This is a genomic window from Pseudomonas sp. BF-RE-21, assembly GCF_019947305.1.
Classification (GTDB): domain Bacteria; phylum Pseudomonadota; class Gammaproteobacteria; order Pseudomonadales; family Pseudomonadaceae; genus Aquipseudomonas; species Aquipseudomonas migulae.
In genome coordinates, this window is the sequence record NZ_JAGYGF010000001.1 from 67,128 (window position 1) to 84,368 (window position 17,241).

General features: G+C 59.9%; 19 protein-coding genes and 1 other RNA gene. 13 read left to right on the forward strand and 7 right to left on the reverse strand.

Annotated elements, in window-relative coordinates; genetic code table 11:
- The first annotated feature begins 250 nt into the window (after window positions 1–250).
- The 6 genes from KGB25_RS00325 (at window position 251) to KGB25_RS00350 (ending at window position 6,462) form a co-directional block, all read left to right on the forward strand.
- Window positions 251–958 carry a FadR/GntR family transcriptional regulator gene (locus KGB25_RS00325; RefSeq protein ID WP_008024287.1) on the forward strand — a complete coding sequence of 236 codons (708 nt, stop codon included), beginning with the start codon at window positions 251–253 and terminating at the stop codon, window positions 956–958.
- A 120-nt stretch (window positions 959–1,078) separates the two neighbouring features.
- A complete protein-coding gene (gene trxA / locus KGB25_RS00330) occupies window positions 1,079–1,408 on the forward strand; it encodes a thioredoxin TrxA (RefSeq protein WP_003206727.1) in 330 nt (109 codons plus the stop codon).
- Window positions 1,409–1,658: 250 nt separating this feature from the next.
- Window positions 1,659–2,918: a transcription termination factor Rho gene (rho, locus tag KGB25_RS00335; protein WP_007942421.1), complete on the forward strand. Its 1,260-nt coding sequence runs from the start codon at window positions 1,659–1,661 to the stop codon at window positions 2,916–2,918.
- A gap of 140 nt (window positions 2,919–3,058) precedes the next feature.
- Entirely contained in the window at window positions 3,059–4,525 is a 1,467-nt protein-coding gene (gene ubiD, locus KGB25_RS00340; RefSeq protein ID WP_008024285.1) for a 4-hydroxy-3-polyprenylbenzoate decarboxylase, read from the forward strand.
- Complete coding sequence (locus tag KGB25_RS00345; RefSeq protein WP_008040685.1) at window positions 4,525–5,493, forward strand: CDP-6-deoxy-delta-3,4-glucoseen reductase; 969 nt, start codon at window positions 4,525–4,527, stop codon at window positions 5,491–5,493. Before ubiD ends, KGB25_RS00345 begins: the two co-directional genes overlap by 1 nt.
- 300 nt (window positions 5,494–5,793) lie before the next feature.
- Window positions 5,794–6,462, forward strand: a complete 669-nt coding sequence (locus tag KGB25_RS00350) for a gamma-glutamylcyclotransferase (protein ID WP_192227496.1) — start codon at window positions 5,794–5,796, stop codon at window positions 6,460–6,462.
- Here KGB25_RS00350 and glpT read toward each other — a convergent pair.
- Window positions 6,438–7,787: a glycerol-3-phosphate transporter gene (glpT, locus tag KGB25_RS00355; protein ID WP_017341398.1), complete on the reverse strand. Its 1,350-nt coding sequence runs from the start codon at window positions 7,785–7,787 to the stop codon at window positions 6,438–6,440. The two genes, KGB25_RS00350 and glpT, sit on opposite strands and share 25 nt — an antisense overlap.
- A gap of 384 nt (window positions 7,788–8,171) precedes the next feature.
- Window positions 8,172–9,149, reverse strand: coding sequence for an NADPH:quinone oxidoreductase family protein (locus KGB25_RS00360; RefSeq protein ID WP_008024273.1), 978 nt, complete (start codon window positions 9,147–9,149; stop codon window positions 8,172–8,174).
- A 150-nt stretch (window positions 9,150–9,299) separates the two neighbouring features.
- Here KGB25_RS00360 and KGB25_RS00365 point away from each other — a divergent pair, with 150 nt between their 5' ends.
- The gene (locus KGB25_RS00365; RefSeq protein ID WP_032832554.1) at window positions 9,300–9,710 is read left to right on the forward strand and encodes a flagellar basal body-associated protein FliL; all 411 of its coding nucleotides are present in this window, start codon (window positions 9,300–9,302) and stop codon (window positions 9,708–9,710) included.
- Between the two features lie 146 nt (window positions 9,711–9,856).
- Here KGB25_RS00365 and KGB25_RS00370 read toward each other — a convergent pair whose 3' ends face one another.
- Entirely contained in the window at window positions 9,857–10,306 is a 450-nt protein-coding gene (locus KGB25_RS00370) for an EVE domain-containing protein (RefSeq protein ID WP_008024269.1), read from the reverse strand.
- Window positions 10,307–10,507: 201 nt separating this feature from the next.
- Between KGB25_RS00370 and KGB25_RS00375 the strand changes: the two genes are divergently transcribed.
- The gene (locus KGB25_RS00375) at window positions 10,508–10,660 is read left to right on the forward strand and encodes a hypothetical protein (protein ID WP_008024268.1); all 153 of its coding nucleotides are present in this window, start codon (window positions 10,508–10,510) and stop codon (window positions 10,658–10,660) included.
- Window positions 10,661–10,695: 35 nt separating this feature from the next.
- On the opposite strand, the gene KGB25_RS00380 is transcribed toward KGB25_RS00375, so the two are convergent.
- The 4 genes from KGB25_RS00380 to KGB25_RS00395 form a co-directional block, all read right to left on the reverse strand.
- Window positions 10,696–11,301 carry a 5-formyltetrahydrofolate cyclo-ligase gene (locus KGB25_RS00380; RefSeq protein ID WP_223434018.1) on the reverse strand — a complete coding sequence of 202 codons (606 nt, stop codon included), beginning with the start codon at window positions 11,299–11,301 and terminating at the stop codon, window positions 10,696–10,698.
- An 86-nt stretch (window positions 11,302–11,387) separates the two neighbouring features.
- Window positions 11,388–11,566, reverse strand: a non-coding RNA gene (gene ssrS, locus KGB25_RS00385) — 6S RNA.
- A gap of 30 nt (window positions 11,567–11,596) precedes the next feature.
- Window positions 11,597–11,914: a cell division protein ZapA gene (locus tag KGB25_RS00390; protein ID WP_008024266.1), complete on the reverse strand. Its 318-nt coding sequence runs from the start codon at window positions 11,912–11,914 to the stop codon at window positions 11,597–11,599.
- Window positions 11,911–12,120: a TIGR02449 family protein gene (locus KGB25_RS00395; RefSeq protein WP_003177365.1), complete on the reverse strand. Its 210-nt coding sequence runs from the start codon at window positions 12,118–12,120 to the stop codon at window positions 11,911–11,913. The genes KGB25_RS00390 and KGB25_RS00395 overlap by 4 nt, the downstream gene beginning before the upstream one ends.
- Before the next feature lie 199 nt (window positions 12,121–12,319).
- On the opposite strand from KGB25_RS00395, the gene KGB25_RS00400 reads away from it, so the two are divergent.
- The 5 genes from KGB25_RS00400 to KGB25_RS00420 are packed head-to-tail and all read left to right on the forward strand — an operon-like array spanning window position 12,320 to window position 17,131.
- Window positions 12,320–12,880: a YecA family protein gene (locus tag KGB25_RS00400; RefSeq protein ID WP_192416659.1), complete on the forward strand. Its 561-nt coding sequence runs from the start codon at window positions 12,320–12,322 to the stop codon at window positions 12,878–12,880.
- A 27-nt stretch (window positions 12,881–12,907) separates the two neighbouring features.
- Window positions 12,908–14,242, forward strand: coding sequence for a Xaa-Pro aminopeptidase (pepP, locus tag KGB25_RS00405; RefSeq protein ID WP_008040694.1), 1,335 nt, complete (start codon window positions 12,908–12,910; stop codon window positions 14,240–14,242).
- Window positions 14,239–15,426 carry a 2-octaprenyl-6-methoxyphenyl hydroxylase gene (gene ubiH, locus KGB25_RS00410; RefSeq protein WP_008024259.1) on the forward strand — a complete coding sequence of 396 codons (1,188 nt, stop codon included), beginning with the start codon at window positions 14,239–14,241 and terminating at the stop codon, window positions 15,424–15,426. Before pepP ends, ubiH begins: the two co-directional genes overlap by 4 nt.
- Complete coding sequence (locus tag KGB25_RS00415) at window positions 15,419–15,904, forward strand: DUF4442 domain-containing protein (RefSeq protein WP_008040698.1); 486 nt, start codon at window positions 15,419–15,421, stop codon at window positions 15,902–15,904. Before ubiH ends, KGB25_RS00415 begins: the two co-directional genes overlap by 8 nt.
- Window positions 15,905–15,913: 9 nt before the next feature.
- A complete protein-coding gene (locus tag KGB25_RS00420; RefSeq protein WP_177318868.1) occupies window positions 15,914–17,131 on the forward strand; it encodes a 2-octaprenyl-3-methyl-6-methoxy-1,4-benzoquinol hydroxylase in 1,218 nt (405 codons plus the stop codon).
- Window positions 17,132–17,241 lie beyond the last annotated feature (110 nt).

The following is a 17,241-nucleotide window of genomic DNA, read 5'->3' on the forward strand; positions in this document are numbered from 1 at the left end:
ATCTCCGGATCGGCGAGGAATGATTTCTGCGGATCGACAGAGCACGGGCCATGCCAACATTGGGTTTTTGCCGTGCCAAGCCACGGTTTTACTGGTGTTGTTCGGTCTTACTGGTCTGAACAGTCGGTCTGTGTTTCGCACTCTGATAGCGCATCGTCGGTCATTACCGAACCCCGGTGGGGCACGACTTGCCGGGCGCCGCGAATAGCTTTAAAACTAGCCGCTCATTCGCCTGGTTCGTCCGAAAACCATGAATTCGATTTCCCGAGCTGTACCTGAAGTGGCGCTGCAAGCCATCCGCAAACTGATCGCCGAACAAGGTTTCGGGCCGGGGGATGCCTTGCCTTCGCAGCGGGATCTGGCGGTGCAATTGGGGGTCAGTCGGGCGTCGTTGCGCGAGGCGTTGTCGTCGCTGAGTGCCTTGGGCGTGATCAGCATTCAGCCGGGCAAAGGCGTTTTCGTGCAGGCGCCGGTGGACTTGCCTCGCCAGGATGCGGCGCTGAGCTGGCCGTTCGCGGCACAGGCATCACCGCTGGATATCTTCCAGTTGCGCTACGCCCTGGAAGGTTTTGCCGCCGGGCTGGCCGCCGTGACGTTGAGCACCGATGAACTCGATGCTTTGGAGGACAACGTCGCCGCGATGCGCAATGAACTGAAGGTGGGTGACTTCGAGGCGGCGGCGCGCCTGGACTTCGAGTTTCACCGGCGCATCCTGCTGGCCAGCGGTAATCAGGCGATGCTGAGCATCCTGACGGCCAGCGCGGACATTTTCCTGGAGAGCCAGAAGCTACCGTTCATCCGGGCCGAACGGGCCATGGAAACCTGGCACGAGCACCGCAAAATCCTCCGTGCACTGGCCCGGCGTTCGTCCGGCGCGGCGCAGAAGGCCATGCACGAACATGTGCGCAACGCTGCCCTGCGCACCGGAATTGCCTTCGTCGCTCCCGCCACATCCTGACTTGAGCTATACCCAAACTCATGCACCACCATAGTGAGACTCAATCATCTGCACCTTCCTGAACGAGGGAAGGGCGGCTATGATGGGCCACGTTTTTTTGCTTACAACCTGGAGACTTCCATGAGCAGCGATCTTATCAAACACGTTAGCGACGCTAGCTTCGAGGCCGACGTACTCAAGGCCGAAGGCGCTGTACTGGTCGACTACTGGGCTGAGTGGTGCGGCCCTTGCAAAATGATCGCTCCTGTTCTGGACGAGATTGCTGAAACCTACAAAGGCAAGCTGACCGTTGCCAAACTGAACATCGACGAAAACCAGGAAACCCCGGCCAAGCATGGCGTGCGTGGTATCCCGACCCTGATGCTGTTCAAGAACGGCAACGTTGAAGCGACCAAGGTCGGCGCACTGTCGAAGTCGCAACTGGCTGCTTTCCTCGACGCCAACATCTAAGCGTCGTTTGTAAAGTGTCCGAAAAAAGGCCCCGCATATTGCGGGGCTTTTTCGTTATTGAGGGCTAGACGCTCCGAAACTCAGGTGTTACATTCGGCCCCGCACTGGTTTCTCCACTGCCCCCTGCTAGCCGTCGCCGACGCACTCCTTTTCGAATAAGTACGCGATCCTGTCGCCTTCTCCGCGGCGCGGCCTCATTAAGCCAAAAGCTTAATTTCCCCCCCTCCATAAATGATTACGTCATTCCTATATGAATCTGACTGAACTCAAGCAAAAGCCGATTACCGAACTGCTCGAATTGGCCGAACAGATGGGCATAGAAAATATGGCCCGTTCGCGCAAGCAGGACGTGATTTTCTCCCTGCTCAAGAAGCACGCTAAAAGCGGCGAGGAAATCTCCGGTGATGGCGTGCTGGAGATTCTCCAGGACGGCTTCGGCTTCCTGCGCTCCGCTGACGCTTCCTATCTCGCCGGCCCGGACGATATCTACGTCTCGCCGAGCCAGATCCGCCGTTTCAACTTGCGCACCGGTGACACCATCGTTGGCAAGATCCGCCCTCCAAAGGAAGGCGAGCGTTATTTCGCGCTGCTCAAGGTCGACACGATCAACTACGATCGTCCCGAGAACGCGAAAAACAAGATTCTCTTCGAGAACCTGACCCCGCTGTTCCCGACTGTGCGCATGAAGATGGAAGCCGGCAACGGTTCCACCGAAGACTTGACCGGTCGTGTCATCGACCTGTGCGCCCCGATCGGTAAAGGCCAGCGCGGTCTGATCGTTGCACCGCCGAAAGCCGGTAAAACGATCATGCTGCAGAACATCGCGGCGAACATCGCACGTAACAACCCTGAAGTTCATCTGATCGTATTGCTGATCGACGAACGTCCGGAAGAAGTAACCGAAATGCAGCGCACCGTGCGCGGCGAAGTGGTTGCCTCGACGTTCGACGAGCCGCCAACCCGCCACGTGCAGGTTGCCGAAATGGTGATCGAGAAGGCCAAGCGCCTGGTCGAACACAAGAAAGACGTGGTGATCCTGCTCGACTCCATCACCCGTCTGGCTCGCGCCTACAACACCGTGATCCCGAGCTCCGGCAAAGTACTCACCGGTGGTGTCGATGCTCACGCCCTGGAGAAACCGAAACGTTTCTTCGGTGCCGCGCGGAACATCGAAGAAGGCGGTTCGCTGACCATCATCGCCACCGCGCTGGTTGAAACCGGCTCGAAGATGGACGAAGTGATCTACGAAGAATTCAAAGGCACGGGCAACATGGAACTGCCGCTGGATCGCCGTATCGCTGAAAAACGCGTCTTCCCGGCCATCAACATCAACCGTTCCGGCACCCGCCGCGAAGAGTTGCTGACAGCCGACGACGAGTTGCAGCGCATGTGGATCCTGCGCAAGTTGCTGCACCCGATGGACGAGATCGCTGCCATCGAGTTCCTGGTCGACAAGCTGAAAACGACCAAGACCAACGATGAGTTCTTCCTGTCGATGAAACGCAAGTAAGTCGATAGACCAGCAAAAGCCGGGGAAACCCGGCTTTTTGCTATCTGATTTTTGATGAACGGCGTTTCGTTGTTCTGAACAGAGGGGTTCGGCGCTAAACTGCCAGCCCCCGAACGCCACGGCCAACACGAGGCTCACGCATGCAGTATCGCGACTTGCGCGACTTTATCAGCGGCCTGGAACAGCGCGGCGAACTCAAGCGCATCCAGGTTCCGGTGTCCCCGGTGCTCGAAATGACCGAGGTCTGTGACCGCACCTTGCGTGCCAAAGGTCCGGCCCTGCTTTTCGAGAACCCGACGGGCTACGACATTCCCGTCCTCGGCAATCTGTTCGGCACCCCCGAGCGTGTTGCGCTGGGCATGGGCGCAGAAGCGGTGAGCGAACTGCGCGAGATCGGCAAGCTGCTGGCGTTCCTCAAGGAACCCGAGCCGCCGAAAGGCTTGAAGGACGCCTGGTCGAAGCTGCCGATCTTCCGCAAGATCATCGCCATGGCGCCCAAAGTCGTCAAAGACGCGGTGTGCCAGGAAGTGGTCATCGAGGGCGACGACGTCGACCTCGCGATGCTGCCGGTGCAGACCTGCTGGCCGGGCGACGTCGGCCCGCTGATCACCTGGGGCCTGACCGTCACCAAAGGCCCGAACAAGGACCGGCAGAACCTCGGCATCTACCGTCAGCAAGTGATCGGCCGCAACAAGGTCATCATGCGCTGGCTCAGCCACCGTGGCGGCGCGCTGGATTACCGCGAGTGGTGCGAGAAGCATCCGGGCCAGCCGTTCCCGGTGTCCGTGGCGCTCGGCGCTGACCCGGCGACCATCCTCGGCGCTGTGACGCCGGTACCGGACAGCCTTTCCGAATACGCTTTCGCCGGTTTGCTGCGTGGTAATCGCACCGAACTGGTGAAGTGCCGCGGCAACGATCTGCAAGTGCCGGCCACCGCCGAGATCATCCTTGAAGGCGTGATCCATCCGGGCGAAATGGCCGACGAAGGTCCGTACGGCGACCACACCGGTTACTACAACGAAGTCGACAGCTTCCCGGTGTTCACCGTCGAGCGCATTACCCACCGGATCAAACCGATCTACCACAGCACCTACACCGGTCGTCCGCCGGATGAGCCGGCGATTCTCGGTGTCGCGCTGAACGAAGTGTTCGTGCCGATCCTGCAGAAGCAGTTCCCGGAGATCACCGACTTCTACCTGCCGCCTGAAGGCTGCTCGTACCGCATGGCCATCGTGACCATGAAGAAGTCGTATCCCGGCCATGCCAAGCGGGTAATGCTCGGTGTCTGGTCGTTTTTGCGACAGTTCATGTACACCAAGTTCGTTATCGTCACTGACGACGATATCAACGCACGGGACTGGAACGACGTGATCTGGGCCATCACCACGCGCATGGACCCCAAGCGCGATACGGTGATGATCGACAACACGCCGATCGACTACCTCGATTTCGCCTCGCCGGTGTCCGGCCTGGGTTCGAAAATGGGGCTCGATGCCACGCATAAATGGCCCGGCGAAACCACACGCGAGTGGGGCCGGGTAATCGTCAAGGATGAAGCCGTCACCCAACGGATCGATGCCATCTGGAATCAGTTAGGAATAGATTGATGCGTGTAACTTTGCAGCCCTCCGGAGCAGTGCTAGAGATACTGCCCGGCGAGCGGATTCTCGATGGCGCACGCCGCCTGGGCTATGAATGCCCGCAAAGCTGTCGCAACGGCAATTGCCATGTGTGCGCCGCGCTGCTGGTGGAAGGACGAGTCGAGCAGGCCGGTGGTGTGCGCGACCATGGCGAGTTCTACACTTGCATAGCAGAGCCGCTGGAAGACTGCATTGTGCTGTGGGATGGCGTGCTCGCGCTGGGAGAATTGCCGGTGCGCAGCGTCTCGTGTCAGGTCATTGAGTGCAAGGATGTCGGCGGCGATACCTGGCGTGTGAGTTTTCGCGCGCCGGCCGGCAAGCCACCGCGTTATCACGCCGGTCAGTATTTGATGATCGAGCGTGAGAACGGCGAAAAATCCGCATTTTCCCTGGCCTCGGCACCGCATGCGGGGCGTGATCTGCAAATTCACGTACTGGCGCGCGAAAGCAGTGCGCTGAGCCTGATCGAGCAACTGCAACGCAATCCGATGGTGCGGATCGAAATGCCCTTCGGCGATACCCATCTGGCGGAGTTGCCGGACGGTCCGCTGGTGCTGATCGCTGCGGGCACCGGCATGGGCCAGATCCATAGCCTGATCGAACATTGCCGGGCGTCGGGTTTCAAGCATCCGGTGCACCTGTACTGGGGCGTGCGTCGCCCTGAAGACTTTTATGAGATCGAGCATTGGGACGAATGGCAGAAACTGCCGAATCTGTTCCTGCATAAAGTCGTCAGCGATCAATGTGGCTGGAAGGGGCGCTGTGGGATGTTGCATGAGGCGGTGTGCGAGGATTTTCCGGATCTGAAAGCGCTGCATGTATACGCCAGCGGCTCACCGGCGATGGTCTACGGGACGCTGGACGCGTTGGTCAACGCCGGGATGGATGCTCATCAGATGCGTGCCGATGTGTTTGCGTACGCACCCAGAGGATGACGCTTCCCCTGTAGGAGCGAGCCTGCTCGCGATGGCGGTCAACGATAACGCGCTGCAGCATCATGAACGCGTTGTCCCTGCCTCCATCGCGAGCAGGCTCGCTCCTACATATAACTTCATATATAGCCGATCGGTATTTATAAATTTATATAAATACCGGTAGGTTATAACTCAATCAGGCAATTAATTAAGAACTGTGCCGTGGCACTTAAATTGCCTTAAAACATATGTGCCTTATTGTTACAGCGGTGCGTTCTATTAAGTAATTCATCACCCGCGGGGAGCTGAACGCTATTCGCCATGAGCGCCATTGAATCTGCTTTTATGAATCTGGCTTACCCTCCGCGGCTCGATCTGGGGCCGCAGCTGACGCACGAACAATTGCTCAGCTCGATGCAGTCGACCATGGCGCGCCACAAGGGTGGGCCGGTCTGGCTGTTCGCTTACGGCTCGCTGATCTGGCGCCCTGAGTGCGCGGCGGTTGAACGGGTTCGCGGCCGGGTGCATGGCTACCATCGCGGTTTGTACCTGTGGTCCCACGAACATCGCGGCACGCCGGAAGTACCGGGGCTGGTGTTTGGCCTGGATCGTGGCGGCTCTTGCAGCGGCTTCGCTTATCGCTTGCCGGAAGAACAACTCGAAGCGTCGCTGTATGCCTTGTGGCAGCGCGAAATGCCATTCCCTTCTTATCGCCCACACTGGTTGAACTGCCGTCTCGAAGATGGCAATCAGGTTCAGGCATTGGGATTCGTGTTGGAGCGACACCTGCCCAGCTATGCCGGCAACCTGCCGGATCATGTGCTGAGCCACGTGTTCGAAAACGCTTGCGGGCGTTACGGCACCACTCGCGATTATGTCGAGCAGACCGCCAACGCCCTGCGTAGCCACGCCATGCCAGACCGGAATCTGGAGGCGCGGCTCAAGCGCTGCAAATCAAAGGTCGATCAGGCGATGGCTTCGCGGGTCTGACTGGCGATCTGCTTGTGCCACAAGGTTGGCGCAAGGAAGGCCATTGCCAGCAGGCACGCGCCGATCAGCAAGACGAAACCGCCGTCCCAGCCGAAATGGTCCACGGTGTAGCCCATGGCTGCACTGGCCGCGACTGAACCACCCAGGTAACCGAACAGACCCGTGAAGCCCGCTGCCGTGCCGGCGGCTTTCTTCGGCGCCAGTTCCAGCGCTTGCAAACCGATCAGCATCACCGGGCCGTAGATCAGGAAACCAATCGAGATCAGCGCGATCATGTCGACCGTCGGGTTGCCGGCCGGGTTGAGCCAGTAAACCAGCGTCGCCACGGTCACCAACGCCATGAACACCATGCCGGTCAGGCCACGGTTGCCACGGAAGATCTTGTCCGACATCCAGCCGCACAGAAGCGTCCCGGGAATACCTGCCCACTCGTAAAGGAAATAGGCCCACGAGGTTTTATCCACGCTGAAACCTTTGGCTTCCTTGAGGTAGGTCGGTGCCCAGTCCAGCACGCCGTAACGCAGCAGGTATACAAAGACGTTAGCCATGGCGATGTACCAGAGCATTTTGTTGCGCAGCACGTATTTGACGAAGATTTCCTTGGCGCTGAATTCTTCTTCGTGACTGGCGTCGTAGCCTTCCGGGTAGTCGTTCTTGTACTTCTCGATCGGCGGCAGGCCAACCGATTGCGGCGTGTCGCGCATGGTGGCGAAGGCAAACACCGCCACGGCCATGGCCACTGCCGCCGGCACGTAAAACGCCGCGTGCCAGTCATTGAACAGGCCCATGCCGAGCAGGAACAGCGGGCCGATCAAACCACCACCGACGTTGTGCGCCACGTTCCACAGGGACACCACGCCCCCGCGTTCCTTCTGCGACCACCAGTGGACCATGGTCCGGCCACTCGGCGGCCAACCCATGCCCTGCGCCCATCCATTGATAAATAGCAGGATGAACATGATGGTCACGCTGGACGTGGCCCAGGGCGCAAAACCGAAAATGAACATCACGCCAGCCGAAACCAGCAAGCCGAACGGCAGGAAGAAGCGTGGGTTGGAACGGTCGGAAACAATGCCCATCAGGAACTTGGACAAGCCGTAGGCGATAGCAATCGCCGACAACGCCAGGCCCAGCTCACCGCGGGTATAGCCCTCTTCGATCAGATAGGGCATGGCCAGGGAGAAGTTTTTGCGCAGCAGGTAGTAACCCGCATAGCCGATGAATATGCCGGCGAAGATCTGCCAGCGATGCCGTCGGTAGGCGCTGTCTATTTTTTCTTCAGGCAATGGAGCCTGATGTGCGGCAGGACGAAAGAAAGCAAACATTCAAGAGCTCCAGATTTCTTGTTTTGACTGCGGATGCGAATGTTACAGTTTCGTTACCGAAAATAGCACTGGTTCACATCGACCAAACAGCGGAAATGTTGGAGATTGCATGTTCTTTTACGAACATGTCGCTCAGGTATAAGTGAAGGGCGCTGTGGGAATTGTTACCTCACAACCTTTTATGGCGCAGCGATGGCCGGCGTAGGGCGGGACTTTGGGAAATGAATACGCATCAAGCGACCCGGTACGTGCATTTTCTTCCGAAGGAAATTCGCGAGTTGCTTTGACGAAAAGTATGGATCGCTATCTTTCTGCTGGTCATGTAATCGAAAAGGCCAGAACAACCTCATCAGTTGTTCTGGCCTTTTTGTATCCTGCGGCGACTCAGCGAACCTGCACCACCACTTTCCCGACCGCCTTGCGCTGGCCAAGATCATTGATCGCCTGCGCCGCGTTGCTCAGCGGGTACACCTGCGACACCAGCGGCTTCAACTTGCCCTCGGCGAACCAGCCAAACAATTGCTGGAAGTTCGCCGCGTTGTCCTGCGGTTGGCGCTGGGCGAAGGAGCCCCAGAACACGCCGACTACTGCTGCACCCTTGAGCAGTGCGAGGTTGACCGGCAGTTCCGGAATGCGGCCGCTGGCAAAACCGACCACCAGCAATCGGCCGTTCCAGGCGATGGCGCGGATGGCCTGGTCGAACAGGTCGCCGCCCACCGGGTCGTAGATCACGTCTGCACCCTGGCCATCGGTCAGGCGTTTGATTTCGTCCTTGAGGCTGGTTTCGGTGTAGTTGATCAGTTCATCGGCACCGGCAGCCTTGGCCACGGCCAGTTTTTCGGCACTGCTGGCGGCAGCAATCACGCGGGCGCCCATGGCTTTGCCGATTTCCACGGCGGCCAGGCCGACACCGCCAGAAGCACCGAGCACCAGCAGGGTTTCACCCGGTTGCAGGTTGCCGCGTTGCTTGAGCGCGTGCATTGAAGTGCCGTAAGTCATGCTGAATGCGGCAGCGGTGTTGAAGTCCATGGAGGTCGGGATCGGCAGCACGTTGTAGCCTGGCACCGCGACCTGTTCGGCGAAACTGCCCCAACCGGTGAGGGCCATGACCCGATCGCCGACTTTCAGGTGGCTGACTTTTTCGCCCACTGCGCTGACCACGCCAGCCGCTTCGCCGCCCGGCGAAAACGGGAAGGGCGGCTTGAACTGGTATTTGCCCTCGATGATCAGCGTGTCCGGGAAATTCACCCCGGCGGCGTGCACGTCCAGCAGGATTTCATTCTTCTTCGCGACAGGACTGGCGACGTCTTCCAGCACCAGCGATTCGGCAGGACCGAAGGCTTTGCACAGCACGGCTTTCATCAGGGCTATTCCTTTGGGAGTGATGGCCGATAAGTGTAGGTGTGTGAGTCGACGGGTCAACGAGCATGCCCCGCCCTGATAGTCAGCCATAAGCTTGTGCTTGCGCGGCGGGTCGTTATGCTAGGCCGCAAACCGGATAAGGAGCGAATTGTGAAAGCGTGGATCATGTTGTTGCTGGCCCTGTCTCTGCCTGTGGCAGCAGTGGCTGAAGAAGCCGCCAAAGAAGGTGAAGCCCCGAAAGTCAGCTACCTCACCCTGAGCCCGCCATTCGTGGGCAACTATGGGTTGGATGGCACGGCGAAGTTGAAGGTCTTCAAGGCTGACGTAGCATTGCGGGTCACCGGTGATGAGGCGGCCAAACAGGTGAAGGCGAATGAACCGTTGATTCGCAATCAACTGGTGGCGTTGTTCACCCAGCAAACCACCGAGGCGATGAACAGCATCGAGGGGAAGGAAAAGCTGCGTCAGGAAGCGTTGAAGCAGACCCAACAGATCATGAACGATGAAACCGGCAAACCGGTGGTTGAGGATTTGTTGTTCAACAACCTGATTATCCAGTAATGCTGGATCCTGTAGGAGCCAGCTTGCTGGCGATAGCGCCCTAAAAAACGCCATCGCCAGCAAGCCTGGCTCCTACAAAGTACACACCCTGAAGCCGCCATCGCCGGCAAGCCGGCTCCTACAAAAGCGTGCGCACCAGATACATTTCAGCGCAGTGCAATCACCGCCGCCCACTGTTCGGCCGTCACAGGCATCACCGACAACCGCGAACCCTTCTGCACCAGCGGCATCTCCGCCAACGCCGTCTGCTGCTTCAAATAATCCAGCTTCAACACCCTGGAAAACGTCTCCACATGCGCGACATCAATCGCGCTCCAGGCGTTTTTCTCGGCGCTGGCCTTCGGGTCGTAATAATGACTCTCCGGCTCCAGCGCCGTTGGGTCCGGATACGCCGCTTCGACAATCTTCCCGATCCCGGCAATCCCGGGCTCCGGGCAGCTGGAGTGATAGAAGAAGAACTCGTCGCCGACCGCCATCGCACGCAAAAAGTTACGCGCCTGATAGTTGCGAACCCCATCCCAGCGCGCTTTGCCGAGCTTCTCCAGACCTTTGATCGAGAGCTCGTCGGGCTCGGATTTCATCAGCCAATAGGCCATGGTTTTTGCTCCTTGCGAGTCAGGTGGACAAGTTGTCGGGCGATTTTATGACAAACCGACGGTCGGTTGACGCCAGCGTTTGCGTGTCGGTTCACGTTGTCGCAAAATGCCGGCCTTCTAAGCTTGACGCTGCTGCACGGCCTACACCTACAACGGAAACCGCTGCTGTCATCGTATTGATGTGCCTTTGGGGGGCAATCGATGAAACGCAAACCGGATTTACTATGGATTTTGGTTATTTTGTTCGGCCTTGGCGTCGTGACCACTGGCTATGCCCAAAGCTTGTGGAGCAACAAGACCGATGCGCCGATTGAAATCGCGCAGCAACAACAGCCGTCAGCCTTCAAGCGCTGAACCTGTCTTTTCGACGCCGCTGATTCGAGTGGCGTCTAGTCTGCGAAATACCACGCCTTGTCTGTAACCGTTCCTTGCAACGGCACATCCCAGCTCGCCTGAGCCAGTCTTCCGACCTTCTGACATTCATGGGCCAGCCCCAATAGCGTCGGCTTGCGCCAGCTTTTCCGCCGCGCCAGATACGCCAGGCTCCGGTCGTAGAACCCACCGCCCATGCCGAGTCGGCCACCGACATCGTCGAATCCCACGAGCGGCAACAACACCAGATCAAGCGCCCAGACTTTGCGTTGTCGGGCGAGGTTGTGCCTGGGTTCGAGAATACGGAAGCGATTGGGTTGGAGCTTTTCGCCGGGGCGAATCCGCTGGAACACCATTTTGGTTCGTGGCCAGGCGCTGAGCACCGGCAGGTAAGTCGCCTTGCCCCGACGTTGTGCGGCACGCAGCAACAGGCGCGGATCGATTTCACCGTCGGTGGGTAAATAGAGCGAGATATGTTTGGCGCGGCGAAACAACGGCTGCTGGGCCAATTGCTTGTACAGCCCGCGAGCGGCCTGGCGCTGCTGACTGGCTGTCAGTGCGCGGCGGGCCTTGCGCAGCATGCGTCGAAGTTGCGGGCGGGGCAGCAGCGCAGGTTCGGTCATGGATTCGGGCTTCGGCAGTGCGGGTACACAAAGCGTACCCGTAAAAAAGCCGATGCCGGTGTTTAAACCGGCATCGGACTGGAATCAGGCTCCCCGGATGAACCGCTGCTGACTTAGCCCTTGAACCCGAAAGTTCAAGGTGGAAGATGCAGTAGGCTTTAAGGCTTTCCGTCTAGCGGACATGCACACCAGCCCAACGTGCAGCCTCCAGGGTAGTGCGAATCGGCTCAGGGACGTGGTCAACTGGCAAGCACCCCAGGGAGTGTTGCGAGTATAACCCAAGCGGTCGGACGAATCAGCCCTTGGTGACGTCTGGATCGGTGGCGAGCACCAGATCGACGCGATCCAGCAGGTCGCGCACCTGCTCGCGGGTCGAGCCGCTGACCTGTACATCCGGCCGTTCTTCCTTGTGCAGAAGGTCGTGCGTGATGTTCAGCGCGGCCATCACGGCGATGCGATCGGCGCCGATGACTTTGCCGCTGCTGCGGATCTCGCGCATCTTGCCGTCCAGGTAACGGGCGGCGCTCACCAGGTTGCTGCGCTCTTCCTGGGGGCAAATGATCGAATATTCTTTGTCGAGGATCTGCACGGTGACGCTATTGCTTGAACTCATGAGTCTTGCTCCAGGGCCTTGAGGCGCGAAATCATCGATTCGACCTTACGCCGGGCGATTTCGTTCTTTTCAATGAGGTGAGCGCGTTCCTCGCGCCAGGTTTTTTCCTGAGCTAGTAGGAGTCCATTTTGACTCTTAAGTTGCTCGACTCGATCAATTAGCAGTTCGAGTCTGGCCATCAGCGCTTGCAGGTCGGTGTCTTCCATTGTGTCCACTGAAATGTCTGATGGGTGTTGAACCGTAGGAGCGGGCTTGCTCGCGATGGTCGCCAACGATAACGCTGGGTCCCTGACACCCAGCGGCGTTCTCGGGTTCATCGCGAGCAAGCTCGCTCCTACAGGGGTAGTCGATGTAGGATACAAGGCCTTCATTCTAGACATAGCGCCGTCTGGCGCCTAGCTGCCCATGCCCATTCAGAATTCTCCGTACCAAGCCTTCGCCACCCTGCTGACTTCCAGCGGTCACAACGTCTCGCCTGCCGAACTGCATGGCCTGTTGCTCGGCCGCAGTTGCGCCGGCGCCGGTTTCACTGCAGAAGAGTGGCTGATCGATGCCGCCGAGCTGCTCGAAGGCGAGCCGCAAGACAACGTTCGCAATGCCTTGATCGGCCTGCAAGAGATGGTCAAGGGCGAACTCACCGGCGACGACGTGACCGTCGTTCTGCTGCTGCCGACCGATGACGCGCCGCTGGCTGACCGTGCCGCTGCACTGGGTCAATGGTGCCAGGGCTTCCTCAGCGGTTTCGGCCTGAACTGCCGCGACAGCAGCATGCTCAGCACCGAGGCCACCGAAGTGTTGCAGGATCTGGCGGCGATTTCCCAGGTGCAAGACGCGCTGGAAGAGTCCGACGACGGCGAAAGCGACTACATGGAAGTCATGGAGTACCTGCGTGTCGCGCCGCTGCTGCTGTTCTCCGAAACCCGCAAGCCAGACGCGCCGGCTGCCGCCAAACCGTCGTTGCATTAATCGCGAGCCAGGAAAAGCCATCTGCCCATGATTCATATCCCGAAATCGGAATACAGCCGTCGCCGCAAGGCCTTGATGGCGCAGATGGAACCCAACAGCATCGCGATTCTGCCCGCCGCCGCGGTCGCCATCCGCAACCGCGACGTCGAGCATGTTTACCGCCAGGACAGCGACTTCCAGTACCTCAGCGGTTTCCCCGAGCCTCAAGCCGTTATCGTGCTGATGCCGGGTCGTGAGCATGGCGAATACCTGCTGTTTTGCCGTGAGCGCAACGCCGAGCGAGAACTCTGGGACGGCCTGCGCGCCGGTCAGGAAGGCGCGATCCGCGACTTCGGTGCCGATGACGCTTTCCCCATCACTGACATCGACGACATCCTGCCGGGCCTGATCGAAGGACGCGACCGGGTGTATTCGGCCATGGGCAGTAACCCGGAATTCGACCGCCACCTGATGGAATGGATCAACGTGATCCGCTCCAAGGCGCACCTCGGCGCGCAGCCGCCGAACGAATACGTTGCGCTGGATCATCTGCTGCACGACATGCGCCTGTATAAATCGGCGGCAGAAGTGAAGGTGATGCGCGAAGCCGCGCGGATTTCCGCCCAGGCGCATATTCGTGCGATGCAGGCCAGCCGGGCCGGGTTGCATGAGTACAGCCTTGAAGCCGAGCTTGATTACGAGTTCCGCAAGGGCGGGGCGAAGATGCCGGCGTATGGTTCGATCGTCGCGGCGGGGCGCAACAGCTGCATCCTGCATTACCAGCAGAATGACGCGGTGCTCAAGGACGGCGATCTGGTACTGATCGACGCTGGTTGCGAGATCGACTGCTACGCCAGCGACATCACGCGCACCTGGCCGGTCAACGGCAAGTATTCAGCGGAACAGAAGGCGATCTACGAGTTGGTGCTGGCTTCACAGGAAGCAGCCTTTGCCGAAATCGCCCCGAACAAACACTGGAATCAGGCACACGAAGCCACGGTCCGGGTGATTACCACCGGTCTTGTGAAGTTGGGCCTGTTGCAGGGCAACGTCGACGAACTGATCGCCAGCGAAGCCTATAAAGCGTTTTACATGCACCGCGCCGGCCACTGGCTGGGCATGGATGTGCATGACGTCGGCGAGTACAAGGTCGGCGGCGAATGGCGCGTGCTGGAAGTCGGCATGGCGCTGACCGTGGAACCGGGGATCTACATCGCCCCGGACAACCAGAACGTAGCGAAGAAATGGCGCGGCATTGGCGTGCGCATCGAGGACGACGTCGTGGTCACCAAAACCGGCTGTGAAATCCTGACCAATGGCGTACCGAAAACGGTCGCCGAGATTGAAGCCTTGATGGCGCAAGCGCGGACAAAAGCAGCATGAGTCGAGTCAATCTGGCAATTATCGGTGGCGGCCTGGTCGGTGCCAGCCTGGCGTTGGCCTTGCAGGCCGGAGCCAAGGCGCGCGGCTGGAAGATCGTGCTGATCGAACCGTTTGCCCCCGGCCACACCTATCAACCGAGCTACGACGCCCGTTCTTCGGCGTTGTCCTACGGTGCCAAACAGATTTATCAACGGTTGGGCGTGTGGCAGGAAATCTCCCGCCGTGCCGAGCCGATCAAGCAGATTCACGTTTCCGACCGTGGCCGTTTCTCCACCGCGCGCTTGTCGGCGATGGAAGAGGGTGTGCCGGCGCTGGGGTATGTGGTGGAAAACGCCTGGCTCGGCCAATGCCTCTGGCAAGGTCTGGACAAGGACGTGGTCACCTGGCGCTGCCCGGCGGAAGTCACGCGCATGGAACCGCTGACCGACGGCTATCGCCTGACCCTCAGCGACGAAACGATGCTGGAGTGCGACCTCGCAGTGCTCGCTGATGGCGGTCGTTCCGGCCTGCGCGAGCAATTGGGGATCGGCATCAAAAAGCGCCCGTACAACCAGAGCGCGCTGATCGCCAACATCACCCCGAGCGAAGCGCACAACGGCATGGCGTTCGAGCGTTTCACCGACGACGGTCCGATGGCGTTGTTGCCGTTGCCGGAAAATCGTTGCGCATTGGTCTGGACCCGTCTGGGCATGGACGCGCAACGGCTTGCGGCCCTGGATGAACGCAGCTTCCTAAGCGAATTGCAGGGCGTGTTCGGTTACCGCCTCGGCACGTTGAAACAGGTCGGCGCACGGCATCTTTATCCGTTGACGCTGATCGAAGCCGAAGAGCAGGTGCGTCCGCATCTGGCGATCCTCGGCAATGCCGCTCACAGCCTGCACCCCATTGCCGGCCAGGGTTTCAACCTGTCGCTGCGTGATGCGCAAGCGTTGGCGGATGCGCTGCTGGCGAGCGAGACCTCGCTCGGCGATTTCGCGACCTTGCAGGCTTACCGCGAACGCCAGCGGATGGATCAGAACCTGACCGTGGGCTTCTCCGATCAGGTCACGCGGTTGTTCGGCAGCACTCAACCGCTGGTTTCGCTGGGCCGTAACATCGGCCTGCTCGGCCTCGATCTGCTGCCGCCGGCCAAGCGCTGGTTCGCCCGACAGGCCATGGGCCTGGGTACGCGTCCCGATGCGTAAGTGGCTGACGAGCAGGTTCGGCAAAGCGCGGTTGATGCGTTGGATCATGACCTTCTACCCGCCGTACCTGGGCGCCGGGGTTCGCGTGCGGCACATCAGCGATGACTTTCGGGACATCACGGTGTCCATGGGCCTGGGCAGGTACAACCGCAATTACGTCGGCACGCAGTTCGGTGGCAGCCTGTATTCGATGGTCGATCCGTTCTACATGCTGATGCTGATGGAAAACCTCGGGCGCAATTACATCGTCTGGGACAAAACGGCAGACATCGATTTCATCTCGCCGGGCAAAGGCCCGGTGTTCGCCAACTTCAGGGTCGACGAGACCTTGCTCGACGAGGTCCGCCGGCAAACGGCGAACGGCGAAAAATACCTGCCGCAATTGCAGGTCGATATCCACGACGGCGCCGGCACCTTGGTGGCGCGGGTCCAGAAAACCCTTTACGTGCGGCTCAAGCCGCAAGCGAGACAGGCTTAAAGCATGGACATGCGCGCAGATCTGCTGATTGTCGGGGCCGGAATGGTCGGCAGCGCCCTGGCGCTGGCGTTACAGGACAGCGGGCTGGAAGTCCTGCTGCTGGACGGCAGCCCGATGAGCGTCAAACCCTTCGACGGGCAAGCGCCGTTCGAACCGCGCGTGAGCGCGTTATCGGCGGCCAGCCAGCGGATTCTTGAACGCCTCGGCGTGTGGGACGGCATTGCCAGCCGGCGCAGCAGCCCCTACACAGACATGCACGTCTGGGACGGCAGCGGCACCGGGCAGATCCACTTTTCCGCCGCCAGCGTGCATGCCGAGGTGCTCGGGCATATCGTTGAGAACCGCGTGGTTCAGGACGCCTTGCTCGACCGTTTGCACGACTGCGACCTCGGGATGCTGGCCAATGCGCGCCTGGAGCAGATGCGCCGCTCCGGCGATGACTGGCTGCTGACGCTCGCCGATGGCCGCACCTTGCGTGCGCCGCTGGTGATTGCGGCGGATGGTGCCAACTCGGCGGTTCGGCGCCTGGCCGGGGTGGCCACGCGGGAGTGGGATTATCTGCACCACGCGATCGTCACCAGTGTGCGCAGCACCAGGCCTCATCAAATGACGGCCTGGCAGCGCTTCACCGACAACGGTCCCTTGGCGTTTCTGCCACTGGAACGCGACGGTCAGCAGGATTGGTGTTCGATCGTCTGGTCGACCACGCCGAGCGAAGCCGAACGGCTGATGGCGCTGGACGACACAGCGTTTTGCCTCGAACTGGAACGCGCCTTTGAAGGCCGGCTCGGCACGGTGCTGAGCGCCGACCCACGTCTGTGCGTGCCGCTGCGCCAACGTCATGCCAAGCGGTATGTGGCCGAAGGTCTGGCGCTGATCGGCGACGCGGCGCACACCATTCACCCGTTGGCCGGGCAGGGGGTGAACCTCGGTTTCCTGGATGCCGCGGTCCTGGCTGAAGTGCTGCTGCAAGCGGCCGAACGGGGTGAGCGGTTGGCGGATGCGAAAGTGCTGAGCCGTTACGAGCGTCGGCGCATGCCGCATAACCTGGCGTTGATGGCCGCGATGGAAGGCTTCGAGCGGTTGTTCCAGGCAGATCCGCTGCCGGTGCGCTGGTTGCGTAATACCGGTTTGAAGATCGTCGAGCAGATGCCGGAGGCCAAGGCGTTGTTTGTGCGTGAGGCGTTGGGGTTGACCGGGGATTTGCCGGCTCTGGCCAAGGCCTGACTTTCGCTGGAGCTGATGGCCCCTTCGCGGGCAAGCCTCGCTCCTACAGGTTTCGAGTTGATCGCGACATTGGCGTACAACACAAAACCTGTAGGAGCGAGGCTTGCCCG